Consider the following 26670-nt stretch of genomic DNA (forward strand, 5'->3'; position numbering starts at 1 on the left):
CGCCCCCGACTGGGCGGCCCGCCGCGCCGCCCGCCACACCGCCGATGCCGAACGGCTGCGCGCCCGGCCCGCCCCGGCGAGCGTGGTGGTCGGCGGGAGCGGCGCGGAGGCGGGCGACGAGCCGACGGACCGGGTGGAACTCCAGTCGCTGGGCACCGGGCGCCGGACCCGGGGCGTCCTCGCGGTCGGTACGGGCGCGCCGCTGGGCACCGCCGAGCGGTACGCCGTCCACTCGGCCGTGGCGCTGCTGACCCTGACCACCGAGCGGTCCCGGGCCCTGCGGGAGGCCGAGCAGCGGCTGGGCACCGCCGTCCTGCGGATGCTGCTCGCGGGGGAGCCGGACCACGCCCGGGCGGTGGCCGGGCCGCTGTACGGGGGGCTGCTGGACGCCCCGTTCCGGATGCTGGTCGCCGAGGCGGTGCCGAGCGGCGGTGCGCACCCGTCGCACGCGGCGTACGCGACCGACGAGACAGCGGCGGAGACGTCAGCGGACGCCGATTCGGGCACCGGTGCGGCGCCGGGCGACCCGGACCGCACCGACCCCCTCGGCGTGCTCGTGGACGCCATGGAGGCGGCCGCCGCCCGCGCCGGGGAGGCGGTGCTCGTGGTGCCCGACGGTGAGCGGCTGATCGTGCTGGCCCCGGACGGCGGGAGCGCCGTCGCCGTCTGTACGGAGCACGCCGAGGAGATCGAGAGCCGCCGCGGCACGGCGACCCGCCCCCGCGACCGCACCGCCCAGGGTGGCGAGCTGGTGGTCGGCCTGTCCGCCCCGGCGGGCCCCATCGCGGCCGCGGCCGCCTACCGGCAGGCGGAGCAGGCCCTGTCGGTGGCCCGGCGGCGCGGCCGGGTGCTGGTCGAGCACGAGCACGTCGCGGCGGGTTCGCTGCTGCCGCTGCTCGCCGACGACGCCGTACGGGCCTTCGCCGACGGCATGCTGCGCGCCCTCCACGACCATGACGCGACCGGCCGCGGCGATCTGGTCGCCTCCCTGCGCGCCTGGCTGTCCCGGCACGGCCAGTGGGACGCGGCCGCCGCCGACCTGGGCGTCCACCGGCACACGCTGCGCTACCGGATGCGCCGCGTGGAGGAGATCCTGGGCCGCTCCCTCGACGACCCGGATGTCCGCATGGAACTCTGGCTGGCCCTGAAGGCCACGGCCCCGGCGACGCCCGCCCTGAAGTCCTGAGTCTTCCCACACACCACACGCCACGCCATTGCGGTGCGCTGCGGGCGCCGACTGCGCCGCCTCGGACAAACGCGCCGCGCGTCCCACGCGCCTACGGTGGGAGGCAGAGAGACATCCGCACCATCACCCCACCACTTCAGAAGGGTCGGGATCCGCTGTGCCAGACACAAACGAAGCTGTCACCCATGCGTTCTGGCTCGCCGGCCGCGAGGCGACGGGCGAGAGCACGCTCGAGGTCACGTCGCCGTGGGACGGCCGGCGCGTCGGCGCGGTGAGCGTTCCCACCGAGGCGCAGATCGAGGAGGCCGTGGCCGCCGCCGAGGCCGTGCGCGCGGAGTTCGCCGCGACGCCCGCGCACGTACGGGCCGCCGCCCTCGACCACGTGTCGCGACGGCTCGCCGAGCGCACCGAGGAGATCGCCCGGCTCATCTCGGACGAGAACGGCAAGCCCATGAAGTGGGCGCGCGGCGAGGTCGGCCGCGCCGTCTCCGTCTTCCGGATCGCGGCGGAGGAGGCCCGCCGGTTCAACGGCGGGGAGGCCCAGCGGCTGGACACCGACCCCGGCGGCGTGGGCCGTCTCGCGCTGACCCGCCGCTTCCCGCGGGGCACCGTGCTCGGCATCGCGCCGTTCAACTTCCCGCTGAACCTGTGCGCGCACAAGGTCGCCCCGGCCCTCGCCGTCGGTGCGCCGATCATCCTCAAGCCGGCGCCCGCGACCCCGCTGTCCGCGCTGGTCATCGGCGAACTGCTCGCCGAGACCGACCTTCCGGCGGGCTCCTGGAGCGTGCTGCCGGTGCCGAACGACCAGATGCCCGCACTGGTCCAGGACGAGCGGCTGCCGGTCATCTCCTTCACCGGTTCGGACAAGGTCGGCTACGCGATCCAGGCGTCCGTGCCGCACAAGCACTGCACGCTGGAGCTGGGCGGCAACGGCGCGGCGGTCGTCCTCTCCGACTACGCCACCGACCCCGACCTCGACTGGGCGGCCACCCGCATCGGCACGTTCTCCAACTACCAGGGCGGCCAGTCCTGCATCTCCGTGCAGCGGGTGATCGCGGACGCGTCCGTGTACGAGCGGCTGCTGCCGAAGATCGTCGCGGCCGTCGAGGGGCAGGTCACCGGCGATCCGTCCGATGACGCGACCGATGTCGGCCCGCTGGTCAGCGAGGACGCGGCCAAGCGCGTCGAGTCCTGGGTGGACGAGGCGGTCCAGGCCGGGGCGAAGCTGCTGACGGGCGGCAAGCGCGAGGGCGCGAACTACGCCCCGACGGTGCTCGCCGACGTCCCGGCGGACGTCACGATCTCCTGCGAGGAGGTCTTCGGCCCGGTGCTGACCGTCCAGAGCGCGGCGGACGAGGACGCGGCGTTCGCGGCCGTCAACGACTCCAAGTACGGGCTCCAGACGGGCGTCTTCACCCGCGATGTGCAGACCGCGTTCCGCGCGCACCGCGCGCTGGAGGTCGGCGGCGTGATCGTCGGTGATGTGCCGTCGTACCGGGCCGACCAGATGCCGTACGGCGGCGCCAAGAAGTCCGGCGTGGGGCGCGAGGGCGTGCGCTTCGCGATGGAGGACTACACGTACGAGCGGGTCATGGTCCTCACCGGGCTCGACCTGTAACGAACACCCCCTGGACCCGCCTCGGCTTCTCCCGGACCCTCGACCTTCAGAAGCCGAGGCGGGCCAGTCTGAGGGCCCCGCGCAGCGTGACGTGGAGGTCGTGCACCCCGGCCGGGGGCGTGGACAGGGCGGTGCGGACGGTGGTGTACGCGTAGCGGCCGCCGGTGGGCGGGATGGCGACGGTGGCCAGCGGCGTGCCGTCGGCGAGGTGGAGTTCGACCACCGGCTCGCCCGTCCCCTCGTGGGCCGCCTCGACCGTGACCGCCGTCGCGCCCGCGCCGAAGTCGCAGGCGCGGAAGAGCAGTCGGCCGACCGTCTCGCCGCCGCAGGCCACCGCGTCACCGCGCGCCTTGGTGCGGTCGACGAGCACGGTGCCGTCCGCCGCGTCGTGGTCCGCGGCCTCCAGCCCGCGCCGCAGCACCGGGCGCGGGGCGGGCGGCGGGCCGTCGAGGGTGAGGGCGGCGGTGCGGCGGATGTCCGTGCTGGAGGCGCCCGCGTGGACCTCGTACGGGCCCGGGTCGACGGTCCAGCGGCCGTGCGCCACGTCCCAGAACCCGAACGCCTCCTCCACCGGCACGGTGAAGAACAGCCGCACCCTCTCGCCCCGGCGCAAGAACACCCGGCGGTGGGCGATCAGCAGGCGGTGCGGGCGCGGCACGCGCGCCCCCGGGGCGCTCGCGTAGATCTGCACCACCTCGTCCCCGTCGCACGGGCCGGAGTTGGTGACCGTGCACTCGACGGCCAGCGCCCCGGCGGCGTCCCCGTCACCGTCCTGCCGCACCAGCAGGCCGTCGTAGTCGAAGCGGGTGTACGACAGGCCGTGCCCGAAGGGGAAGAGCGGGGCGCCGTCGAAGTAGAGGTAGGTGGCGCGCGAGGCGATGATGTCGTAGTCCAGCAGGTCCGGCAGGTCGTCCTCGGACGCGTACCAGGTCTGCGGCAGCCGCCCGGCCGGTGAGACGTCGCCGCACAGCACCCGGGCCAGCCCGGTGCCCGCGGCCTGGCCGCCGTGCGCGGTCCACAGCAGCGCGGGCAGCGCGTCGGCGGCGTCCCCGACGGCGTAGGGGTAGCTGCTGGTCAGCACCAGTGCGGTGCGCGGGTTGGCGGCGTGGGCCGCGCGCCACAGCCGGTCCTGCCCGGCGGGCAGGGCGAGGGTGGTGCGGTCCTCGGTTTCGCGGCCGTTGATGTGCGGATCGTTGCCCAGGACGACGACGACCGCGTCGGCGCCGGCGGCGGCGCGCGCGACGGCGTCCTCGCCGCGTTCGACGACCTCACGGTGGAAGACCTCGGCCCGGGACCGGTCGGCAACCTTCAGGCCGTCGGCGGCGACACAGACATACCCGCCCGTCCCGCCGTGCCTGAGGAGATGTCCGTCGCCGTGCCGCTCCAGCGCGAACGTCTCCTGGACCACCCAGCCCCCGGGCTGCTCGGCGGCGGCCCGTACGAAGCCGTCGTCGGCGACCGTCAGATAACGCCCGGAGGGGGCGCGCAGCGTGAACACGCCCCCACCCCAGTCGGCCAGGGCCAGGTCGGTGGGGGTGTCGCCGATGGCCAGCGGCGGCAGGTCGGTGCGCCCCGTCGCGTGCGCCGGGTTGAGCGCCGCCTCCCGCGCTGCCTCCCGCCCCCGCTCCTCCGCCACGGCACCGGGTGGCACCCGCACCCAGCCCGCCGCGGTGCGCAGCCGCACGGTGTCCGTCCCCTCCACGCACACCACACGGTCCGCGCCGAGCCGCGCGGCCAGTCCCTCGCGCAGCGAGCTGCGGCGCAGCAGGCTGCCGCTGTACCAGTCGAGCTTGCACTCGTCGGCGAGCGGGCCGACCACCGCCACGGTGCCGGTGGCGGACGGCGACAGCGGCAGCAGCCCGTCGTTCTTGAGCAGGACGACGGCCTGCTCGGCGGCCTCCAGGGCGAGCGCCCGGTGCGCGGGCGTGTCGAAACCGGCGCCCCGCGGGTCGGCGTACGGATCGTCCTCCCCGTCGAACTCGCCCAGCGCGCACCGCATCGTCAGCAGCCGCCGCACCGCCGTGTCGACGACGGACGCGTCGATGAGCCCGCGCGCCAGCGCGCCCCGCACCCGGTCGATCGTCTTCGAGGAGTCCTGGTCGTGGTCGGTGAAGCTGTCCACCCCGGCGAGCAGGGCGGCCGCCACGCCCTCCTCGTGGGTGGCGAAGTAGTGCTCGGAGTCGACCAGGTTGGAGGGCGCGCCCGCGTCCGAGCAGACCACCAGCCGCTGGTCGGTCCAGGTGCGCAGGTGCTCCCGCAGATACGGGGAGACGTGGTTGGGCCGCCCGTTGACCAGGTTGTACGCGGGCATCACCCCGGCCACCGCGCCCGCCCGCACAGCGCCGCGGAACGCCGCGAGGTCGTACTCGTGCAGGACGCGTGGGCGCACGGAGGACGACGTGGTGTCGCGGTCGGTCTCGTTGTTGTGCGCCAGCCAGTGCTTGAGCACCGGGGCGGTGCGCCAGCGGTCCGGGTGGTCGCCGCGCAGCCCGCGGGTGTAGGCGGCGGCCAGGGCGGAGGTGAGGTACGGATCCTCGGCGTACCCCTCCTCGTTGCGGCCCCAGCGCGGATCGCGCAGCAGATTGACCACGGGCGCCCACACATTGAGCCCGACCCGCGGGTCGCGGGCGCGCATGGCCCGCACCTCGGTGCCGACCGCCTCGCCGATCCGCCGCACCAGGTCCGGGCTCCAGGTGGCGCCGAGCCCGACCGCCTGCGGGAACACCGTCGCGGGACCCATCCAGGCGACGCCGTGCAGCGCCTCCTGCCCGGTGCGGAAGGCGGCGAGGCCGAGCCGCTCCACCGCGGGGGCGTACTGGTGGAGCATCGCGATCCGCTCGTCGGGGGTGAGCCGGGTGAGCAGGTCGTCCACGCGGGTGCCGAGCGGCAGCCGCGGATCGCGGAAGGGCGGACGGGGCGTCGGCTCACCGGGCTCGCAACCGCTCACAGGTCTCCTCGCGGAGGTCGGAGGTGTGATTCGAAGCGCTTCGATGCTGCGGGCCCAGAGCCTGCCCTGTCAAGGCTCGACGACTCAACGCCCCTTTCCCGCCATCCGGTTGTGAAAAGGCGAGAATCAACGGAACGTCGACCACTGCTTCCCGTCCGGCCCTTGCGCGACCTGACCCCCCGACTTAATCTCAGCGCAATATCGAAGCGCTTCGACCATCGGTCGTACGGCGGGCTCGCCACGAAGGGTTGACGCAATGCCGAACTCCCAGGCTTCGGCCTCCACTTCCCCTCCCAGCCGGAGAACCTTCCTGGCCTCCACGGCGATCGCCGCGGCGGCCGTGACGGGAGGCGTTCCGCTGTTGTCCGCGTGCTCCACGGAGAGCGGCGGCAACAAGAACGGGACCACCTCCGGCAAGGAGCTGAAGAAGCTGCTGCCGACCTATGTGGCCTCGAAGGTGGCGGACCCGGATATTCCGAGTGTCAACGGCTCCAGCCCCGGCTACACCAAGGCCCCGCCCCCCGCCGAACTGGTCGCCTCCGTGCGGGGCAAGCCCGGCCACGGCGGCAGCTACACCATGTTCGAGCCGCTGTGGGGCACTCCGCCGCCCAAGAACAACGCCTACTACAAGGCCGTCAACGAGGCGCTCGGCGCGAAGATCAAGCTTCAGCCGCAGGACGGCAACACCTACGGCGAAAAGCTCAGCGCGGTCCTCGCCTCCGGAGACATCGCCGACATCGTGATGATTCCGCTGTGGGAGATGGGCGGAAAGATCCACGGCGCGGTCAGCGCCAAATTCGCCGACCTCGGCCCGTATCTCTCCGGCGACAAGGTCAAGAAATACCCCAACCTGGCCGCCATTCCCACCGCCGCCTGGCAGATGTCCGTCTTCGGCGGCAAGCTCCGCGGTCTGCCGATGCCCTCCCGTCCGCTCTCCGGGGTCATCCCGTACTACCGCGAGGACCTGTTCAAGAAGAACGGATATCAGGTCCCGAAGAGCCCGGACGAATTCCTCGCCCTCGCCAAGGAGATCACCCGGCCCAAGAGCAAGGTGTGGGCGTGCGACGACATGTGGTGGGCGGCACAGCGGTTCTTCGGCTGCCCGGGCGAAAAGCCGTACTACTGGGTGGAGAAGGACGGAAAGCTCGTCCACAAGGTGGAGACCGACAACTATCTGGAGGCCCTGGAGTGGTGCCGCAAGCTCTTCGCCAAGGGCTATGTCCACCCCGACGCCATCGCCGGGAAGGCCAATGACGCGCTGACCCGCTTCACCTCCGGCCAGACCCTCATCTACAACGACGGCGACGCCAAATGGTACGGCGCCACCTTCGAACAGGCCGGCCCCCACCCCGACTTCAAGATCCAGGGAATGGACTACTTCGGCCCCGACGGCGGCGACCCGGTCATCTACCTCGACCCGCCCGCCGCGATCTGGTCCTTCCTCAACAAGAACCTCGGCAAGGAGCAGATCGAGGAGATCCTCGCCCTCGCCGACTTCATCGCCGCCCCCTACGGCACCAAGGAGCAGCGCCTCATCGACTACGGCGTCGAAGGCGTGCACCACACCCTGAAGAAGGGCCTCCCGGTCAAGAACGCCACCGGTGTGCGGGACGTCCAGGACACCTACCGCTTCATCGCGTCCCCCCAGGCCAGCGTCGCGTATCCGGACTTCCCGCAGATGGTTAAGGACTACTGCGGCTGGATGCAGCGCATGGGCAAGTTCGCGAAGAAGCCGCTCTTCTACGGCATGCAGATCCAGGAGCCCAACCGGTACGCCTCCCTCTACACACCCTTCGAGGACCTGGCCAAGGACGTCACCCGCGGCCGCAAGACCATCAAGGACGCCCAGCGGGCCATCAGCGACTGGCGCAGCGGCGGCGGCGACCGGCTCCGCGACTGGTACGCCAAGCTCCTGGAAGAGAACGGCAGCGGCGCCTGATGGCGGTGCACCTCCGCGACCGGCACCCCGACGGCCGGACGGCGACCGGCGACCGACCGGAGCGCGGCGGCCGCCGGGGCACCCGCGGCCGCCCCGCGGACCGTGTCCGGTGGTGGCACCGGCTGCGCCGCGACCGCACCCTGCTGCTGATGACGGCGCCCGCCGTCGGACTGCTGGTGCTGTTCACCTACGTCCCGCTGCTGTGGACCACGGTCGCCTTCAAGGACTACGACCCGTTCACCCAGGGGCTGTGGACCAGCCCCTGGGTCGGGTTCGAGAACTTCACCCTGCTCTTCCAGGACAGCCGCTTCTGGGACGCCTTCGCCAACACCCTCAGCATCACCTTCATCCAGCTGGTGCTGTTCTTCCCGGTTCCGGTCGCGCTCGCGCTGCTGCTCAACAGCGTGCTCAGCGACCGGCTCCGGGGCCTGGTGCAGTCGATCCTGTATCTGCCGCACTTCTTCTCCTGGGTGCTGGTCATCACGATCTTCCAGCAGATGCTCGGCGGCGCCGGGCTCCTCGCCCAGCAGCTGCGGTCCCACGGGTACGAGGGCTTCGACCTGATGACCGACCCGGGCGTCTTCAAGTTCCTCGTCACCGCCCAGCTGGTGTGGAAGGACGCGGGCTGGGGCGTGATCGTGTTCCTCGCCGCGCTGTCCGCCGTCAACCAGGACCTGTACGAGGCCGCCGCCGTGGACGGGGCGGGCCGCTGGCGCCGCATGTGGCACGTCACGCTGCCCGCGCTGCGCCCGGTGATCGCCCTGCTGCTGGTGCTGCGCGTCGGCGACGCGCTGACCGTCGGCTTCGAGCAGATCCTGCTCCAGCGCGACGCGGTGGGGCCGGGCGCCTCGGAGGTCTTCGACACCTATGTGTGGTGGGTCGGCATCGCCAACACCGACTACGGGATCGCCGCCGCGGGCGGCCTGATCAAGGGCGTCTTCAGCCTCGCCCTGGTCCTGATCGCCAACAAAGTCGCCCATATGCTCGGCGAGCAGGGGGTTTACCGGAAATGACCGTGACCGAGCGGCCCGCTGCCCCGGCCGCGACACCCTCCGGCGAGCCGCTGCGCCGACGCGGCCGGGAGAAGCGCCCGGTGTGGGAGGAGGAGCCGGGCAAGGTCGGTCAGGGGATCAAGGGCATCACCCTGACCGGGGTGTGCCTGGCGATCCTCGGCCCGCTGTGGGTGGTGGTCGTGACCAGCCTCTCCGACCAGAAGACCATCACCGAGGCCGGAGGTCTGGTGATCGTCCCCAAGACGATCACCTTCCGGGCCTACACCGAGCTGCTGAGCGGCGGCACCGTGACCCGCGCGACGCTCGTCAGCCTCGCGCTCACCGCGGTGGGCACGGCGATCAGCACCGCCGTCTCCGTGCTGTGCGCCTACGGACTCTCCCGCTCCGGGTCGTTCCTCCACCGTCCGATCCTGATGCTGCTGCTCGTCACCATGTTCTTCAACGCCGGGCTGATCCCCACGTATCTGCTGGTCACCGGGGTCGGCCTGGAGGGCAGCTACTGGTCGATGATCCTGCCGAGCGCCATCTCGGTCTTCAATGTGCTGGTGCTGCGCGCGTTCTTCCAGGACACCGCGCCGGAGCTGGTCGACAGCGCGCGCATCGACGGCGCGGGGGAGTGGCGGATCCTGTTCCAGATCGTGATGCCGCTGTCCAGGGCGGTGATCGCGGTGGTGTCGCTGTTCTACGCGGTCGGCTACTGGAGCCAGTGGTTCAACGCGATGCTCTACCTGAACGACCAGCAGATGTGGCCGCTCCAGATGATCCTGCGCCAGCTCGTCATCAAACAGCAGGCGCCGCAGGGCATGTCCCAGATGATCTCCACCCAGCAGATCCCGAGCCTGGCCGTGCAGATGGCCGTCATGGTGCTCGCGCTGATCCCCGTCGCGGTCCTCTACCCGTTCGTCCAGAAGCACTTCACCAAGGGCATGCTCATCGGCGCCGTCAAGGGCTGACCGAGCCGCCCGTCCCGACCCCGGAAGAGCAGGTATGCCCGACCTGAACGACGCCACCCGCGGCCGCATCCTCTACGGCGCCGACTACAACCCCGAGCAATGGCCCGAGAGCGTCTGGCACGACGACATCCGGCTGATGCGCGAGGCGGGCGTCACCACCGTCACGGTCGGCGTCTTCTCCTGGGCGACGCTCGAACCCCGCCCCGGGGCCCGCGAGTTCGACTGGCTCGACCGGGTCCTGGACCTGCTCCACCAGGGCGGCATCGAGGTGTGCCTGGCCACCCCGACCGCCTCCCCGCCGCCCTGGATGGGCGCCCGCCACCCCGAGACCCTGCCGCGCGACGAAACCGGCGGAGTCGTCTGGTACGGCTCGCGGAACCAGTACTGCGCCTCGTCCCCCGTCTACCGCGACTACGCGCTGCGGATCACCGAGGACCTGGCCGACCGCTACGGCGGCCATCCCGCCCTGCGGATGTGGCACGTCGGCAACGAGTACGGCACCCACTGCTGGTGCGACACCACCGCCGCCCACTTCCGCCGCTGGTTACGCGCCAAGTACGGCCGCCTCGACGCGCTCAACGAGGCGTGGGGGACCGCCTTCTGGAGCCAGCGCTACGACTCCTGGGAGGAGATCATTCCGCCGCGCCGGGCCCAGTACCTGGGCAACCCCGCCCAGGCGCTGGACTTCCGCCGCTTCACCAGCGACGCGCTGCTGGAGTGCTTCACCGCCGAGCGCGACGCGCTGGCCGCGCGCACCCCGCACATCCCGGTGACCACCAACTTCATGCCGCTGTTCATCGGCCAGGACGGCTGGGCCTGGGCCGCCGAGGAGGACGTCGTCTCCGTCGACGTCTACCCCGACCCCAAGGACCCGTACGGCGGCGCGTACGGAGCGATGATCCACGACCTGACCCGCTCCCAGGCGGGCGGGCCGTGGGTGCTGATGGAACAGGCCGCGGGCCCGGTCAACTGGCGCGGCGTCAACCACCCCAAGCCGCGGGGGCTGATGCGGCTGTGGTCGCTCCAGGCCGTCGCCCGCGGCGCCGACGGCGTCTGCTTCTTCCAGTGGCGGCAGTCCCGGCAGGGCAGCGAGAAGTTCCACTCCGGCATGGTCCCCCACGCCGGGGAGCACAGCCGCACGTATCGCCAGGTGCGCGAACTCGGCGCCTCCTTGCGCGAGCTGGGGGCCGCAGCGGGCGGCGACGTCCCGGCCCGGGCCGCCATCCTCCACGACTGGCACGCCTGGTGGGCGAGCGTCCAGGACGGCCGTCCCTCCTCCCGGCTCCACTACGACCAGGTGCTGCGCGCCTGGCACCAGGCCCTGTGGGAGCAGAACCTCACCACCGACTTCGCCCATCCGCACGCCGACCTCGCCGACTACGCCCTGGTCGCCGTCCCCCATCTGTATCTGCTGACCGACGAGGCGCTGGAGAACCTGGCCGGTTACGTCCGCGGCGGCGGCACCCTCGTCTGCGGCTTCTTCACCGGCGTCGCCGACGAGGACGACCGGGTCCGCCCCGGCGGAGTCGACCAGCGGCTGCGCGACATCCTGGGCCTGCGCACGGTCCACGAGTGGTGGCCGCTGGACGAGGACGAGACCGTGACCGCCGAGAGCCCCTGGCTCGGCCCGTTCACCGGCACCCTCTGGTCCGAGGACCTGGAGACGGCCACCGCCGAACCGGTCGCCCGGATCAAGGGCGGCGAACTGGACGGCCTGCCCGCCGTCACCCGCAACGCCTACGGCGACGGCACCGCCTGGTACGTCTCCACCCTCCCCGATCCCGCCGCCCTGCGCGCCCTGCTGGGCCGCGCCGCCGACGAGGCCGGGCTGGCGCCGCCGCTGCCCGGCATCCCCGAGGGCGTCGAGGCCGTACCGCGCGGCGACCTCCTCTTCCTCCTCAACCACGGCCGCTCCCCGGCGGTCGTCCCCCTCCCGTCCGCGCGCACCGATCTGCTGACCGGCCGCGCGTACGACACCCAGGTCAGGCTGGACCGCTTCGCGGTCGTGGCCCTGGCCCCGCTCTGACGCCATACATCCCCGGAATCCCCCCACCCGAAAGGAATCGGCATCGTGCCAAGACGAGCCGTGCGTTCGCTCCTCCTGACGCCGTTACTGGCGCTCCTCGCCGTGGTCGGCTTCGCCGCCGCCCCCGCCCAGGCCGCCACCTGGTCCTCCTCCGACCAGTGGGGCAACTGGTCCACCGGCGGCTACACGCTCTACAACAACATCTGGGGCTCCGGCGCGGGCTCCCAGACCATCTGGGCCAACTCCGCCGCCGACTGGGGGGTGTGGGCCAACCACCCGAACACCGGCGGCATCAAGTCCTACCCCAACGCCAAGAAGGTCGTCGGCAAGAAGATCAGCGCCATCAACAGCCTCACCAGCAACTACAGCGTGACGGTCCCGTCCTCCGGCGCGTACAACACCTCGTACGACATCTGGGACAGCAACTACGACTACGAGATCATGCTGTGGGTCAACAAGACCGGTGCGGTCGGCCCCCTCGGCACCTCCCAGGGCACCGTCACCCTCGGCGGGCACAGCTGGACCGTCTACAAGGGCAGCAACGGCGCCAACCAGGTCTTCTCCTTCATCCGCAGCTCCAACTCCAGCTCCGGCACCGTGGACATCAAGTCCATCGTGAACTGGATCAAGAACACCAAGGGCTGGTTCGGCGACGTGACCATCGGTGACGTCCAGTTCGGCTACGAGATCACCTCGTCGGCCGGCGGCCTGGACTTCCGCACCAAGAGCTTCGGCGTCAGCGCCGGCTGAGGCCCGCGTACCGCCGCCGCTCCCCGTGGCGGCGGTACGCCCCCTCCGGCGGTCAGTCCCGCACCGGCAGCCGGGCGCCGTCCCGCAGGAACAGCGGGATGCGGTCCAGGGGAGCGGGGACGGTCACCGGCCGCCCGCCGTCGTACTCCTCGCCCGTCCAGGCGTCCGTCCAGCGCGCGCCCGCCGGGAGGTACGCCGTCCGTTCGACCGCGCCCGCTTCCAGGACCGGGGCGACCAGGAGGTCCGGGCCCAGCAGGTAGGAGTCGGCGATGTCCCAGGCGGCCGGGTCGTCGGGGAACTCCAGGAAGAGCGGGCGCAGCGGCGGCAGGCCCTCTTCGTGGGCGGTGCGCATCTGCTCCAGCAGATACGGCTTGAGGCGCTCGCGCAGCCGCAGATACGAGGCCAGGATCTGTTCGGCCTCCTCGCCGTACGACCACACCTCGTTCGGGCCGCCGGTCATCTGCGGGCCGAGCGGCAGCCCCGGGGTGCGGTAGCCGTGCAGCCGCATCACCGGGGACAGCGCACCGAACTGGAACCAGCGGATCAGCACCTCGCGGTAGGCCGGGTCGTCCGGGTCGCCGCCGTGGAAGCCGCCGATGTCGGTGTTCCACCACGGGATGCCGCACAGTGCCACGTTGAGCCCGGCGGCGATCTGGCGGCGCAGGGTCGGGAAGTCGGTGCCGATGTCGCCGGACCACNGGGTCGGGAAGTCGGTGCCGATGTCGCCGGACCACAGGACGGCGCCGTAGGCCTGGCTGCCCGCCCAGGCCGAGCGGATGAGGGTGACGACGTCCTCCTCGCCCGCCGCCCGCATCCCGTCGTACAGCGCGCGGGCGTTCTCGCGCGGGTAGAGGTTGCCGACCTCGAGACCGGGGCCCGCGTGGTAGCGCAGGTTCGCGGAGAAGCCGGGCTTCAGCTCGGGCTCGCAGGCGTCCAGCCAGAAGGCGCGGATGCCGTACGGCTCCAGATAGTTCTGCCGCACCCGGGACCAGACGAACTCCCGCGCCCCGGGGTGGGTGGCGTCGTAGAAGGCGACCTGGATCCGCTCGCCCTCGCGCCGGTCGGGCCAGTCGGCGTGCGCCACGGGGCCGTACTCGGTGCCGATCAGGAAGCCGCGCTGCTCCATGGTGGCGTGGTTCTCGCTCAGCGGCGAGACCGACGGCCACACCGACACCACCAGCCGGATGCCCAGCTCGTCCAGCTCCCGCACCATCGCGGCCGGGTCGGGCCAGGCGACGGGGTCGAACTTCCAGTCGCCCAGATGCGTCCAGTGGAAGAAGTCGCACACGATGACGGAGATCGGCAGCCCGCGCCGCCGGTGCTCGCGGGCGACGCTCAGCAGCTCCTCCTGGGTGCGGTAGCGCAGCTTGCACTGCCAGAACCCGGCCGCCCACTCGGGCAGCATGGGGGCGCGGCCGGTGACCGCGGTGTAGCGGCGCTGGGCGGTGGCCGGATCCCCGGCGGTGATCCAGTAGTCGATCTGGCGGGCGCTGTCGGCGACCCAGCGGGTGCCGGTCGCGCCCAGCTCGACGCGCCCGACCGCCGGGTTGTTCCACAGCAGCGTGTAGCCGCGGCTGGAGGTCAGGACGGGGATGGTGACCTCGGAGTTGCGCTGGACGAGGTCGACGACGGCGCCCTTCTGGTCGAGCAGCCCGTGCTGGTGCTGCCCCAGCCCGTACAGCTTCTCGCCCTCGTACGCGCGGAAGCGCTGCTCCAGGCGGTGGTAGCCGTTGCCGGTCGCGGTCCGCAGCCGTGGCCCCGGCCACCAGAAGTGGGCGCGCTCCTCGGCCAGCAGCTCCGCGCCGTCCGCGGTCCGCACGAAGCGGATCATGCCGTCCGCGGCGACCTCGGCGGTGAGCGCGCCGTTGGTCAGCGTGGCGTGCCCGTCCGCCACCTCGACGGACGCGGCGGACGGCGGCGGGGCGTCCTCGAGCGCGCCGGGCAGTCCGTCGAGGACCAGCCCGCCGAGCCGGGCGCGCACCCGGATCGCGTCGGGCCCCCACGGTTCGAGCCGTACGGTCTCCTGGCGTCCGCTCCACTCCAGGGCCCCGCCGCGCTCGGCGAGGGTGCCGACGGTGGGGGAGGACTGGGCGAGCGCGGAAGAGACCGACGTGACGGAAGAGACGGGCGAGGCGGGGATGAGCGGCGACGGGTTCACGGATGCGCTCCTCGGGGGTGCGGCGGTGAGGGGTCGTACGGCCGGTGCGTACGGGTCGCGGCGTCAGCGGTGCCAGCAGAGCCAGCAGTGCCAGCGGCGTCAGGACGGCGGCGGGCCCGAGCTGGCCCGTACGGTCAGCTCCGGAGGGAGCAGCGCCACCTGCTCGGAGGCGTCGCCCTGGAGCTTGGCCACCACCAGCTCGACGGCGCGCCGCCCCATCTCCTGCGCGGGGATGGCGACCGAGGTGAGCCGCACGGACGCGCTGGTGGCCACCTGGTCGGGGCAGACGGCGACCACCGAGACGTCCTCGGGGACCGCCCGCCCCTGCCGCCGCAACAGGCTCAGCAGGGGATCGATGGCGGCCTCGTTCTGGACGATGAAGCCGGTGGTGCCGGGGCGCTCGTCGAAGATCCGGGACAGGGTGCCGTCCATCGACTCGTAGCTGCCCTCGCACGGGCGGTGCAGCAGCCGCAGCCCCAGCTCGCGGGCGGCCGCGCGCAGCCCGTCCAGGGTCCGTTCGGCGAACCCGGTGTGGCGCTCGTAGACGGCCGCCGCCTCGCCGATCACGGCGATCTCCCGGTGGCCGAGGGCTGCCAGATGCTCGGCGCACAGCGCGCCGGTGGCGGTGAAGTCGAGATCGACGCAGGTCAGGCCGATGGTGTCGGCGGGCAGCCCGATCAGCACGGTGGGCTGGCGGGCCGCGTGCAGCAGCGGCAGCCGCTCGTCCTCCAGCTCGATGTCCATCAGGATCATGGCGTCGGCGAGCCCGCTGCCGGTGACCCGGCGCACCGCCGCGGGGCCCTCTTCGCCGGTGAGCAGCAGCACGTCGTACCCGTGCGCGCGGGCGGTGGTGGCGACCGCGATGGCGACCTCCATCATCACCGGCACGTAGATGTCCGTCCGCAGCGGCACCATCAGCGCGATGATGTTGGAGCGGCTGCTGGCGAGGGCGCGGGCTCCGGCGTTCGGGTGGTAGCCCAGCTCCTTGATGGACCGCTCGACGCGCTCCCGGGTGGGCGCCGAGATCGAGCGCTTGCCGCTGAGGACGTAGCTCACCGTGCTGGCGGAGACTCCGGCGTGGCGGGCGACCTCGGCGAGAGTGACCATGCGGGGGACTCCGTCCGGCGGGAAGGGACAGCGAAGCGCTTCGACGCAGACAGTAGACCTGCCCGGCGCAGGCTGTCCAGAGAGTGTCGAAGCGCTTCACCAGCACGTCACCGTGCCGCACCGCTTTGCCGACCCGGCCCGCCGGAGGCACACTGAACAGCGGTACGTGCCGGTAATGTCACGAGATCGTCATTTGCGGCAAGGGAGCACCGATGACCGCATCATCCGTCAGGCCGGTGTCCGAGCGTGAAGCGCGCCAGGTCGCCGAGGCCGCACGCGAACAGGTATGGCACAAGCCGAGCTTCGCCAAGGAACTGTTCCTCGGCCGCTTCCGCCTCGATCTGATCCATCCGCACCCCGCGCCCGCGCCCGACGATGTGCGCCGCGGCGAGGCGTTCCTCGCCAAGCTCCGCGAGTTCTGCGAGACCCGGATCGACCCCGCCCGCATCGAGCGCGATGCGCAGATCCCCGACGAGACCATCCAGGGCCTCAAGGAGATCGGCGCGCTCGGCATGAAGATCGACACCAAGTACGGCGGCATGGGCCTCACCCAGGTCTACTACAACAAGGCCCTCGCGCTGGCCGGCTCCGTCAGCCCCGCCATCGGCGCGCTGCTCTCCGCCCACCAGTCCATCGGCGTGCCCCAGCCGGTCAAGCTGTTCGGCACCCAGGACCAGAAGGACCGCTTCCTGCCGCGCTGCGCCCGCACCGACATATCGGCCTTCCTGCTGACCGAGCCGGACGTCGGGTCCGACCCGGCGCGGCTCGCCACCACCGCGGTCCCCGACGGGGACGACTACATCCTCGACGGCGTCAAGCTGTGGACCACCAACGGCGTGGTCGCCGACCTCCTCGTCGTCATGGCCCGGGTGCCCAAGTCCGACGGTCACAAGGGCGGGATCAGCGCCTTCATCGTCGAGACGGCCGCCGAGGGCGTCACCGTCGAGAACCGCAACGCCTTCATGGGGCTGCGCGGCATCGAGAACGGGGTGACCCGCTTCCACCGGGTCCGGGTCCCCGCGGCCAACCGTATCGGCCCCGAGGGCGCCGGTCTCAAGATCGCGCTGACCACGCTCAACACCGGGCGGCTCTCGCTGCCCGCGATGTGCGCGGGCGCCGGGAAGTGGTCCCTGAAGATCGCCCGCGAATGGTCCGCGGCCCGTGAGCAATGGGGCAAGCCGATCGCCCGGCACGAGGCCGTCGGCGCCAAGATCTCCTTCATCGCGGCGACCACCTTCGCGCTGGAGGCGGTCATCGACCTCGCCTCCCAGATGGCCGACGAGGACCGCAACGACATCCGCATCGAGGCGGCGCTCGCGAAGCTCTACGGCAGCGAGATGGCCTGGCTGATGACCGATGAACTGGTCCAGATCCGCGGCGGCCGCGGCTTCGAGACCGCGGCCTCGCTCGCCGCCCGCGGGGAGCGGGCGGTCCCCGCCGAGCAGATGCTCCGCGACATGCGCATCAACCGGATCTTCGAGGGCTCCACCGAGATCATGCACTTGCTGATCGCCCGGGAGGCCGTGGACGCGCACCTGTCGGTGGCGGGCGACCTCATCGACCCGGACAAGTCCCTGTCGGACAAGGGCAGGGCGGCCGCCAAGGCGGGCGGCTTCTACGCCCGCTGGCTGCCGGGCCTGGTCACCGGCCCCGGCCATCTCCCGCGCGCCTACGCCGAGTTCGCCCCGCCCGGCCACCGGGACCTGTCCCCGCATCTGCGCTACGTCGAGCGCTCTGCGCGCAAGCTCGCCCGGTCCACGTTCTACGCCATGTCCCGCTGGCAGGGCCGGATGGAGACCAAACAGAGCTTCCTCAGCCGGATCGTGGACATCGGCGCGGAGCTGTTCGCGATGAGCGCGGCCTGTGTGCGCGCCGAGATGCTGCGCAGCCGCGGCGACCACGGCGCCGAGGCGTACCAGCTGGCCGACGTCTTCTGCCGGCAGGCCCGCATCCGCGCCGACGAACTCTTCGGCCGGCTGTGGACCAACACCGACGACCTCGACCGCAAGGTGGTCTCCGGGGTGCTCTCCGGCTCGTACGAGTGGCTGGAGGCGGGCATCCTCGACCCCAGCGGCGAAGGACCGTGGATCGCCGACGCCACCCCCGGGCCCTCGACGAGGGACAACGTCCACCGCCCCGTCCACTGACGGCGCCCGGCGCCGCTCCCGCCGTGCGCGCGGGCGGCGCCGGTTTAGGCGCACGAAGCGGCTGACGCAACAATGGGCAGATGACGGATTCCCTGGCTGACCCGCATCTGCGCCCCCCGGCAGCCCCCGCCGACCCCGGCAGCCCCCGCGACATCGTGATCCTGGGCTCCACGGGATCGATCGGCACCCAGGCCATCGACGTGATCCTGCGCAACCCGGACCGCTTCCGGGTGACCGCCCTGTCCGCCGCCGGAGGGCGGGCCGACCTGCTCGCCGAGCAGGCCCACCGGCTGAAGGTGGCCACCGTCGCGGTCGCCCGCGAGGACGCGGTGCCCGCGCTGCGCGAGGCGCTGTCCGGCCGGTACGGCGCGGGCGAGCCGCTGCCGGAGATCCTGGCCGGGCCGGACGCGGCCGTCGAGGTGGCCCGCTCCGCGTGCCACACCGTGCTCAACGGCATCACCGGCTCCATCGGCCTCGCGCCGACCCTGGCCGCCCTGGAGGCGGGGCGGGTGCTGGCGCTCGCGAACAAGGAATCGCTCATCGTGGGCGGCCCGCTGGTCAAGGCGATCGCCAAGCCCGGCCAGATCATCCCCGTCGACTCCGAGCACTCCGCCCTCTTCCAGGCGCTGCTCGGCGGCACCAGGGCGGAGGTCCGCAAGCTGGTCGTCACCGCGTCCGGGGGCCCCTTCCGGGGACGTACCAAGCAGGAGCTGACGAAGGTCACCCCCGCGGACGCGCTGGCCCACCCCACCTGGGACATGGGGCCGGTGATCACGATCAACTCCGCGACGCTCGTCAACAAGGGGCTGGAGGTCATCGAGGCCCACCTGCTCTACGACATTCCCTTCGAGCGGATTGAGGTGGTCGTCCACCCTCAGTCGTATATCCACTCGATGGTTGAATTCACCGATGGCTCGACGCTCGCCCAGGCGAGCCCGCCCGATATGCGGATGGCGATCGCGCTCGGTCTCGGCTGGCCCGAGCGGGTGCCGGACGCCGCCCCCGGCTGCGACTGGACCAGGGCCCACACCTGGGAGTTCTTCCCCCTCGACACCGAGGCCTTCCCCTCGGTCGACCTCGCCCGGCACGTCGGCGGTCTCGGCGGCACCGCCCCGGCAGTCTTCAACGCGGCGAACGAGGAGTGCGTGGACGCCTTCCTCGACCGGAAGCTGCCCTTCAACGGAATTGTCGATACGGTCGCGGAAGTGGTTGCCGAGCACGGCGCCCCCTCCGCGGGAACTCAGCTCACCGTCGCGGACGTCCTCGAAGCCGAGACGTGGGCCCGTGCCCGCGCCCGTGAACTGGCCGCCCGCGCGGCGAAGGCGACCCCGGAGGGTCACGCATGACGACATTGATGACGGTCCTCGGCATAGTCGTATTCGCCGTCGGCCTCGGGATCTCGATCGCCTGGCACGAGCTCGGCCACCTCTCCACGGCCAAGCTCTTCGGCATCCGGGTCCCGCAGTACATGGTCGGCTTCGGGCCGACGATCTTCTCCCGCAAGCGGGGGGAGACCGAGTACGGCATCAAGGCGATCCCGTTCGGCGGCTTCATCCGCATGATCGGGATGTTCCCGCCCGGGGACGACGGCAAGGTCACCCAGCGGTCCACCTCCCCGTGGCGCGGCATGATCGAGGACGCCCGGTCGGCCGCCTACGAGGAGCTCCAGCCCGGCGACGAGACCCGCATGTTCTACACGCGCGCGCCGTGGAAGCGCGTGATCGTGATGTTCGCCGGGCCGTTCATGAACCTGGTCCTCGCCGTGGTGATCTTCGTCGGCGTGATGATGAGCTTCGGCGTCAACACCCAGACGACCAGCGTCGGCACCGTCTCCGCGTGTGTGGTCCCGGCCTCGTCCTCGACCGACAAGTGCCCCAAGGGCGCCAAGGACTCCCCGGCCAAGGCCGCGGGGCTCCAGCCGCGGGACAAGATCGTCGCCTTCAACGGCCACCGCGTCGCGGACTGGAGCGCCCTCCAGCAGGACATCCGCAAGACCACGGGACCCGCGACGATCACCGTCGAGCGGGACGGCGCCCGCAAGACCCTGCACGCCGACCTCATCACCAACAAGGTCGCCAAGTCCGACGGGAACGGCGGCTATGTCGAGGGCCAGTACGTGAGCGCCGGGTTCCTCGGCTTCACCCCGGCCAACGGCGTGGTGAAGCAGTCCCTCGGCCAGTCCGTGGACCGCATGGGCACCATGGTCGAGGACGGCGTCCAGTCCCTGGTCGCCCTGCCCTCCAAGGTCCCCGACCTGTGGAACGCGGCCTTCGGGGACGCGCCCCGCAAGGCGGACTCCCCGATGGGCGTCGTCGGCGCCGCCCGGGTCGGCGGCGAGGTCGCCAACCTCGACATCCCGCCCTCGCAGCGCGTCGCCACGATGCTCTTCCTCGTCGCCGGGTTCAACCTCTCGCTGTTCCTGTTCAACATGCTGCCGCTGCTGCCGCTGGACGGCGGTCACATCGCGGGCGCGGTGTGGGAGTCCCTGCGCCGCCGCCTCGCGCGCCTGGTCCGGCGGCCCGACCCCGGTCCGTTCGACGTGGCCAAGATGATGCCGGTCGCCTATGTGATCGCCGGCATCTTCATCTGCTTCACGCTGCTCGTTCTGGTGGCCGACGTGGTGAACCCCGTACGAATTTCCTGATGATCCGACCTGTCCCGAAGTTCGCCTTTGGGTGGACTTCGGGCCCGGAGTGTGCTGGGGCGCCACCCGGTGCCGTAATCTCGGACCCGGAGCCCGCCGATCTCGGGCCACTCAAACACCTTCTTGGGGCTACGAACCAGATGACTGCGATCTCACTCGGAATGCCGTCCGTACCGACCAAGCTCGCCGACCGCCGGGTCAGCCGGAAGATCCAGGTCGGGCCGGTCGCCGTGGGCGGCGACGCACCGATCTCGGTGCAGTCGATGACGACGACGGTGACCGCGGACATCGGGGCGACGCTCCAGCAGATCGCGGAGCTGACGGCGTCGGGCTGCCAGATCGTGCGGGTCGCCTGCCCGTCGCAGGACGATGCCGAGGCGCTGCCCGTGATCGCCAGGAAGTCGCAGATCCCGGTCATCGCGGACATCCACTTCCAGCCGAAGTACGTCTTCGCCGCGATCGACGCCGGCTGTGCGGCCGTGCGGGTGAACCCGGGGAACATCCGGCAGTTCGACGACAAGGTCAAGGAGATCGCGAAGGCGGCCTCGGACGCGGGGACGCCCATCCGCATCGGCGTCAACGCGGGATCGCTGGACAAGCGGCTGCTGGAGAAGTACGGCAAGGCCACGCCCGAGGCGCTGGTGGAGTCGGCCCTGTGGGAGTGCTCGCTGTTCGAGGAGCACGGCTTCCGGGACATCAAGATCTCGGTGAAGCACAACGACCCGGTGGTCATGGTCAACGCCTACCGCCAGCTGGCCGCCCAGTGCGACTACCCGCTCCACCTCGGCGTCACCGAGGCCGGGCCCGCGTTCCAGGGCACGATCAAGTCGTCGGTGGCCTTCGGCGCGCTGCTGAGCGAGGGCATCGGCGACACGATCCGGGTATCGCTGTCGGCGCCGCCGGCCGAGGAGGTCAAGGTCGGCATCCAGATCCTGGAGTCGCTGAACCTGCGGCAGCGGCGGCTGGAAATCGTCTCGTGCCCGTCGTGCGGGCGCGCGCAGGTCGACGTCTACAAGCTGGCCGACGAGGTCACGGCCGGGCTGGACGGCATGGAGGTCCCGCTGCGGGTCGCCGTGATGGGCTGCGTCGTCAACGGCCCGGGCGAGGCCCGCGAGGCGGACCTCGGTGTGGCGTCCGGCAACGGCAAGGGGCAGATCTTCGTGAAGGGCGAGGTCATCAAGACCGTGCCGGAGTCGAAGATCGTGGAGACCCTGATCGACGAGGCGATGAAGATCGCCGAGCAGATGGAGAAGGACGGCATCGCCTCCGGCGAACCGCAGGTCTCCGTCGGCGGGTGACGGCAGCCGGGGGAGGGTGTGACCCCGGCGGGGGCACCTCCCAGCGGTAGCCGGGGGAGAAACGAGCCATAACAGAGGGGGCGGTACAGTGCGGGGAATCGAGTCCCCCTCCGGCCCGCAGGCCCGCAACCGGTGAGGCAAACCGACACGTGCTGACGACGTCCACCACCAGGGTCCTCGAGCCCCAGGAGCTCGACTCGGCCCTCGCGGTGCTCAACCGCGACCCCGTCTCCAACGCCTTCGTCGCCGCCCGCGTCCAGGTCGCCGGCCTGGACCCGTGGCGGCTGGGCGGCGAGATGTGGGGCTGGTACAGCGGCGGACGGCTCGAGTCGCTCTGCTACGCCGGGGCCAACCTCGTCCCCATCTGCGCCACCCCCGAGGCCGTGCGCGGCTTCGCGGAGCGCGCCCGCCGGTCCGGGCGGCGCTGTTCCTCGATCGTCGGCCCCGCCGACACCACGGCCGAGCTGTGGTCCCTGCTGGAGCCCAGCTGGGGCCCGGCCCGTGAGGTCCGCGCGCGTCAGCCGCTCATGGTCACCACCTCGATGCCCGCCGACGTCCCGCCCGATCCGCGGGTGCGGCGGATCCGCAAGGACGAGATGGACGTGATCATGCCCGCGTGCGTGGCGATGTTCACCGAGGAGGTCGGCGTCTCACCGCTCGCGGGCGACGGCGGACTGCTCTACCAGGCGCGGGTCGCCGAACTCGTCGCAGCCGGGCGCTCGTTCGCCCGCGTCGAGAACGGCCGCGTCGTCTTCAAGGCCGAGATCGGCGCCGCCACCCCGCACGCCTGCCAGATCCAGGGCGTCTGGGTCGCCCCCGAATACCGCGGCCGCGGGCTCTCCGAGACCGGCATGGCCGCCGTGCTGGGCTACGCGCTGAACGAGATCGCGCCGGTGGCCAGTCTCTACGTCAACGACTACAACACCGCGGCCCGCGCCGCGTACCGCCGCGTCGGCTTCCAGGAGGTCGGCGCGTTCATGAGCGTGCTGTTCTGATCGCCGGACCGGGCCAGTAGGGTGCCGCCCATGCTGGAGATGCCCGGGGACCACCCCCCGGACCCCCGAGGTGTCGTCGTCGGCCCGCTCGACCTCGCCGCGCGCGTGGACGACGCGCTGGCCGTGCAGGCCGTGGCCTTCGGGCTGACGGACGAGGAGATCGGCGTACGGCGGCACATCGTGCTGCGCCACCTCACCAGCCCCGGCGCCCGCGCCCTCGGCGCGACCACCCCGGAGGGGCGGCTCGTGGGCTTCGTCTACGGCATGCCCAACGACCGCACCCACTGGTGGTCCACCATCGTCCAGCCCTATCTGCGCGCGGCCGGGCACGAGGACTGGCTGGACGACGCCTTCGTCATCACCGAGCTGCACGTCCACCCCCGCTACCAGAACCGCGGCATCGGCCGCCGGCTGATCACCGCCATCACCGACGGCGCCGTGCAGCCGCGCTCGATCCTCTCGGCCATCGACACCGACAGCCCCGCGCGCTGCCTCTACCGTTCGCTGGGCTACCGCGACCTGGCCCGCCCGGTGCTCTTCCCGAGCGCACCGAGCCCGTACGCCGTGATGGGCGCCCCCCTGCCGCTGCGGAGGTAGCGTGCGCTTACGGAGCGCATTTCCGGGTTGCGTACCCGGGCGGCTAACCTCCTGACATCCATCTCGTACGCAGGAGAAGACCCCATGGCCAACGCCGCCCACGTCCAGCGCATGTCCACCTTGATGCTGAAGACACTGCGCGAAGACCCGGCCGACGCCGAGACCGCCAGCCACAAGCTGCTCGTCCGGGCCGGCTACGTCCGCCGCGCGTCCGCGGGCATCTGGACCTGGCTGCCGGTCGGCAAGAAGGTCCTGGAGAACGTCTCCCGCATCGTGCGCGAGGAGATGGACGCGATCGGCGCCCAGGAGGTGCTGCTGCCCGCGCTGCTCCCCAAGGAGCCGTACGAGGCGAGCGGCCGCTGGGAGGAATACGGCGACCTGCTGTTCCGGCTCAAGGACCGCAAGGGCGGCGACTACCTCCTCGGCCCCACCCACGAGGAGATCTTCACCCAGACGGTCAAGGACCAGTGCACGTCCTACAAGGACCTGCCGGTGATGCTCTACCAGATCCAGACCAAGTACCGGGACGAGGCCCGGCCGCGCTCGGGCGTGCTGCGCGGCCGCGAGTTCCAGATGAAGGACTCGTACTCCTTCGACACCAGCGACGAGGGCCTGGCCGAGTCCTACCGGCTGCACCGCGAGGCCTACCAGCGGATCTTCGAGCGCCTGGGCCTCGACTACCGCATCGTCTCGGCCGTCTCCGGCGCGATGGGCGGCTCCGCCTCCGAGGAGTTCCTGGCCCCCGCGGCGGCCGGTGAGGACACCTTCGTGGACTGCCCGAACTGCGACTACGCGGCCAACACGGAGGCGGTCACCACCGCCGTCCCGGCCGTCGAGGGCGCCGAGCACGGGCCGGTCGAGGAGCTGGACACCCCCGACACCCCCACCATCGAGACCCTCGCCGAGCACCTGGGCGTCCCGGCCTCCGCCACCCTCAAGAACCTCCTGATCAAGGTCGACGGCGAGATCACCGCGGTGGGCGTCCCCGGCGACCGCGAGGTCGACCTCGGCAAGCTGGGCGAGCACCTGGCCCCGGCCGAGATCGAGCTGGTCACCGCCGAGGACTTCGAGGGCCGCCCCGACCTGGTCCGCGGCTACGTCGGCCCGCAGGGCCTGGCGGGCAAGTCCTTCCGCTACATCGCCGACCCGCGGGTCGCCCCCGGCACCGCCTGGGTGACCGGCGCCAACAAGCCGGACACCCACGCCCGCAACGTCGTCTGCGGCCGCGACTTCGAGGTCGACGACTACCTGGACGTGGTCGTCGTCGAGCCCGGCGACCCCTGCCCCAAGTGCGGCACGGGCATCGCGCTCGACCGGGCCATCGAGATCGGCCACATCTTCCAGCTCGGCCGCAAGTACGCCGACACCTTCCAGCTCGACGTGCTCGGCCAGAACGGCAAGCCGGTGCGGGTCACCATGGGCTCGTACGGCATCGGCGTCTCCCGCGTGGTCGCCGCCCTCGCCGAGCAGACCCACGACGACTCCGGCCTCTGCTGGCCCCGCGAGGTCGCCCCGGCCGACGTCCACATCGTCGCGGCGGGCAAGGCCCTCCAGACCGAGCTGGCCCTGGACCTCGCCGAGAAGCTGGGCACGGCGGGCGTCCGGGTCATGGTCGACGACCGCGCCGGCGTCTCCCCGGGCGTGAAGTTCACCGACGCGGAGCTGATCGGCGTCCCGACGATCCTGGTCGTCGGCCGCGGCGCGAAGGACGGCGTGGTCGAACTCAAGGACCGCCGCACCGGCGACCGCGAAGAACTCCCGATCGACGAAGCGCTGTCCCGCCTCACCGCCTGACCCAGGCACCAGCCCCCGCCCCACCGGGCGGGGCTGCCACCGTGCCGGACCGGGGCCGCGGCCCCGCCCCACGCCGGGGCTCCACCCTGCTCCTCGTCGGGGGTCCGGCCCGAGACGGGCTTCTGCCCACGCCGGGACCGGGACTGTCAGGGGCTCGGCCCGCGCCGCGGGCTCCGGCTCTGTTCTCGGCCGGGGGCTCTGCCTCCGCCCGGGGCCGGGACTGCCCCGCGACGGGCGGTCCATGCCGGGACTGCGCGCCGCGAAGGGCCTCCGGGCCGGAGGCCCGAGGCGCGGCGCCTGGGGCCTCCGGCCCGTAGGGCACCGGATCCGGCGCGGCCCGGGGTGTCGGGGTCCAGGGGCGGAGTCCCTGGGTTCGGGAAGGGGCGGGGTGGGGACTACAGCCAGCCCGCGAACTCCAGCAGCAGCTCGGCCCGCCGCCGGTCACCCGCCGCCCCGTGGCGCAGGCCCGCCTCCACGGCCCGGAAGAGGGACCAGCCGCGCAGGCGGTCGCGGTCGACGTCCAGGGAGTCGGCCAGCTTGGCGATCCGGCGCCGCGCGGCCGCGGCCGGGCCGGGGCCCGCGGCGAGGTCCTCGCAGCGGTCGAGGACCAGCCGCGCCAGGTCGTACGCGCGCTCCCCGACGACCGGTCGCGGGCCCACCGCGAGCCATGGCGTCCGCTCCCCGGCCAGCACCTTGCCCTGCCGGAAGTCGCCGTGCAGCAGCAGCCGTTCGGGCGGCTGGGCGGTCAGGCCGGACCGCAGTTCCAGGGCCTCGTCGGCGAGCGGGCGTACGTCGGCCGCCCAGGCCCCCGAGGCGAGCGTCGGCAGCATTTCGGCGGCCGCCCCGGTCCGCTCCTCGACGGTGCCGAACGAGTCGGCGGGCGGCGGCACCCACAGCCGCCGTACCGTGCCCGCCGCCTCCAGCAGCGCCTTCGCCTCGGGCAGCGAGCGCAGCGACACGGCGGACTGGAGCCGCTCGATCAGCAGCGCGCCGTCCTCCGAGGAGGCGCGCAGGAGCCGGGCCGCGCCCCAGCCGTTCCAGTGCGCGAGCGCGGCCGCCTCATCGCCCCGGCCCGGTCCCGGTACGGGGAACTTGAGCGCCGCCGGGGTGCCGTCCGCCTGCCGTACGAGCACGACCAGGCCGCCGCGGCCGCCGGGCGTGACGACCCGCTCGGGGGTCAGCTCCCATGCGCCCAGCCGCCGCGCGGCCAGCTGCGGCAGGCTGTCCAGCCAGCTCCGTACGGGCTCCGCCGGATCGTCGCCCACCGCGTCCAGCAGCCGCTTCGGCACCTGGAGAGGTCTCGAGTCCCCCGTGTCCGCTGCCATTCCCGAGCTGCCCCCTGTCGCCTACGTACTCTTCGACCATCAGACCCCGTCGGCCGCTCCGCTCGCCGACGGGGACGGGGCGGCCGGCGCGGCGCGCTCGGTGAGCCCAGGGAAGGCTACGCCGCCGCCCCGCCAGCGCACCGACCGGACCGCCGCCTCGCGCAGCGCGCCCG

General features: G+C 72.3%; 18 protein-coding genes and 1 pseudogene. 14 read left to right on the forward strand and 5 right to left on the reverse strand.

Annotated elements, in window-relative coordinates:
- Window positions 1-1186 (forward strand): PucR family transcriptional regulator (locus EEJ42_RS28180; protein ID WP_148082043.1); only part of this gene is annotated, 1186 nt, incomplete at its 5' end.
- Between the two features lie 157 nt (window positions 1187-1343).
- A complete protein-coding gene (locus EEJ42_RS28185) occupies window positions 1344-2804 on the forward strand; it encodes an aldehyde dehydrogenase family protein (protein WP_123104254.1) in 1461 nt (486 codons plus the stop codon).
- 46 nt (window positions 2805-2850) lie between these two features.
- Here EEJ42_RS28185 and EEJ42_RS28190 read toward each other — a convergent pair whose 3' ends face one another.
- Window positions 2851-5751: a glycoside hydrolase family 3 C-terminal domain-containing protein gene (locus EEJ42_RS28190; protein ID WP_123104256.1), complete on the reverse strand. Its 2901-nt coding sequence runs from the start codon at window positions 5749-5751 to the stop codon at window positions 2851-2853.
- 256 nt (window positions 5752-6007) lie between these two features.
- Between EEJ42_RS28190 and EEJ42_RS28195 the strand changes: the two genes are divergently transcribed.
- From EEJ42_RS28195 to EEJ42_RS28215, 5 genes are read left to right on the forward strand one after another with little or no spacing between them, the layout of a single operon-like run.
- Window positions 6008-7690, forward strand: a complete 1683-nt coding sequence (locus EEJ42_RS28195; RefSeq protein WP_123104258.1) for an extracellular solute-binding protein — start codon at window positions 6008-6010, stop codon at window positions 7688-7690.
- On the forward strand, window positions 7690-8703 hold the full coding sequence (locus EEJ42_RS28200) for an ABC transporter permease (protein WP_246097442.1): 1014 nt from the start codon (window positions 7690-7692) through the stop codon (window positions 8701-8703). Before EEJ42_RS28195 ends, EEJ42_RS28200 begins: the two co-directional genes overlap by 1 nt.
- Window positions 8700-9656 carry a carbohydrate ABC transporter permease gene (locus EEJ42_RS28205; RefSeq protein WP_123104260.1) on the forward strand — a complete coding sequence of 319 codons (957 nt, stop codon included), beginning with the start codon at window positions 8700-8702 and terminating at the stop codon, window positions 9654-9656. Before EEJ42_RS28200 ends, EEJ42_RS28205 begins: the two co-directional genes overlap by 4 nt.
- A gap of 34 nt (window positions 9657-9690) precedes the next feature.
- Complete coding sequence (locus EEJ42_RS28210) at window positions 9691-11682, forward strand: beta-galactosidase (protein ID WP_123104262.1); 1992 nt, start codon at window positions 9691-9693, stop codon at window positions 11680-11682.
- A 45-nt stretch (window positions 11683-11727) separates the two neighbouring features.
- Window positions 11728-12432: a GH12 family glycosyl hydrolase domain-containing protein gene (locus EEJ42_RS28215; protein WP_123104264.1), complete on the forward strand. Its 705-nt coding sequence runs from the start codon at window positions 11728-11730 to the stop codon at window positions 12430-12432.
- 52 nt (window positions 12433-12484) lie between these two features.
- Here the strand turns inward: EEJ42_RS28215 and EEJ42_RS28220 are convergent, their stop codons facing one another.
- Both EEJ42_RS28220 and EEJ42_RS28225 read right to left on the reverse strand, forming a co-directional pair.
- Window positions 12485-14590: a glycoside hydrolase family 31 protein gene (locus EEJ42_RS28220; RefSeq protein WP_246097443.1), complete on the reverse strand. Its 2106-nt coding sequence runs from the start codon at window positions 14588-14590 to the stop codon at window positions 12485-12487.
- Between the two features lie 99 nt (window positions 14591-14689).
- Window positions 14690-15697, reverse strand: coding sequence for a LacI family DNA-binding transcriptional regulator (locus EEJ42_RS28225; RefSeq protein ID WP_123104266.1), 1008 nt, complete (start codon window positions 15695-15697; stop codon window positions 14690-14692).
- Window positions 15698-15909: 212 nt separating this feature from the next.
- On the opposite strand from EEJ42_RS28225, the gene EEJ42_RS28230 reads away from it, so the two are divergent.
- The 7 genes from EEJ42_RS28230 (at window position 15910) to EEJ42_RS28260 (ending at window position 25172) form a co-directional block, all read left to right on the forward strand.
- Complete coding sequence (locus EEJ42_RS28230) at window positions 15910-17844, forward strand: acyl-CoA dehydrogenase family protein (RefSeq protein WP_123104268.1); 1935 nt, start codon at window positions 15910-15912, stop codon at window positions 17842-17844.
- Between the two features lie 80 nt (window positions 17845-17924).
- Complete coding sequence (gene dxr, locus EEJ42_RS28235) at window positions 17925-19190, forward strand: 1-deoxy-D-xylulose-5-phosphate reductoisomerase (RefSeq protein ID WP_123104270.1); 1266 nt, start codon at window positions 17925-17927, stop codon at window positions 19188-19190.
- The gene (locus tag EEJ42_RS28240; protein ID WP_123104272.1) at window positions 19187-20488 is read left to right on the forward strand and encodes a M50 family metallopeptidase; all 1302 of its coding nucleotides are present in this window, start codon (window positions 19187-19189) and stop codon (window positions 20486-20488) included. Before dxr ends, EEJ42_RS28240 begins: the two co-directional genes overlap by 4 nt.
- A gap of 140 nt (window positions 20489-20628) precedes the next feature.
- The gene (gene ispG / locus EEJ42_RS28245) at window positions 20629-21786 is read left to right on the forward strand and encodes a flavodoxin-dependent (E)-4-hydroxy-3-methylbut-2-enyl-diphosphate synthase (RefSeq protein ID WP_009714680.1); all 1158 of its coding nucleotides are present in this window, start codon (window positions 20629-20631) and stop codon (window positions 21784-21786) included.
- A 149-nt stretch (window positions 21787-21935) separates the two neighbouring features.
- Window positions 21936-22781, forward strand: a complete 846-nt coding sequence (locus EEJ42_RS28250; RefSeq protein WP_123104274.1) for a GNAT family N-acetyltransferase — start codon at window positions 21936-21938, stop codon at window positions 22779-22781.
- A 30-nt stretch (window positions 22782-22811) separates the two neighbouring features.
- The gene (locus tag EEJ42_RS28255; RefSeq protein WP_246097444.1) at window positions 22812-23378 is read left to right on the forward strand and encodes a GNAT family N-acetyltransferase; all 567 of its coding nucleotides are present in this window, start codon (window positions 22812-22814) and stop codon (window positions 23376-23378) included.
- A gap of 84 nt (window positions 23379-23462) precedes the next feature.
- Window positions 23463-25172, forward strand: a complete 1710-nt coding sequence (locus EEJ42_RS28260; RefSeq protein ID WP_123104276.1) for a proline--tRNA ligase — start codon at window positions 23463-23465, stop codon at window positions 25170-25172.
- Window positions 25173-25567: 395 nt separating this feature from the next.
- Here EEJ42_RS28260 and EEJ42_RS28265 read toward each other — a convergent pair whose 3' ends face one another.
- Window positions 25568-26497, reverse strand: a complete 930-nt coding sequence (locus EEJ42_RS28265; RefSeq protein ID WP_123104278.1) for an aminoglycoside phosphotransferase family protein — start codon at window positions 26495-26497, stop codon at window positions 25568-25570.
- Window positions 26498-26536: 39 nt separating this feature from the next.
- Window positions 26537-26670, reverse strand: a pseudogene (locus tag EEJ42_RS53195) (ferritin-like domain-containing protein); the annotation flags it as partial.

This window comes from Streptomyces botrytidirepellens (assembly GCF_003721215.1).
In the GTDB taxonomy this organism is placed as follows: Bacteria; Actinomycetota; Actinomycetes; order Streptomycetales; family Streptomycetaceae; genus Streptomyces; species Streptomyces himastatinicus.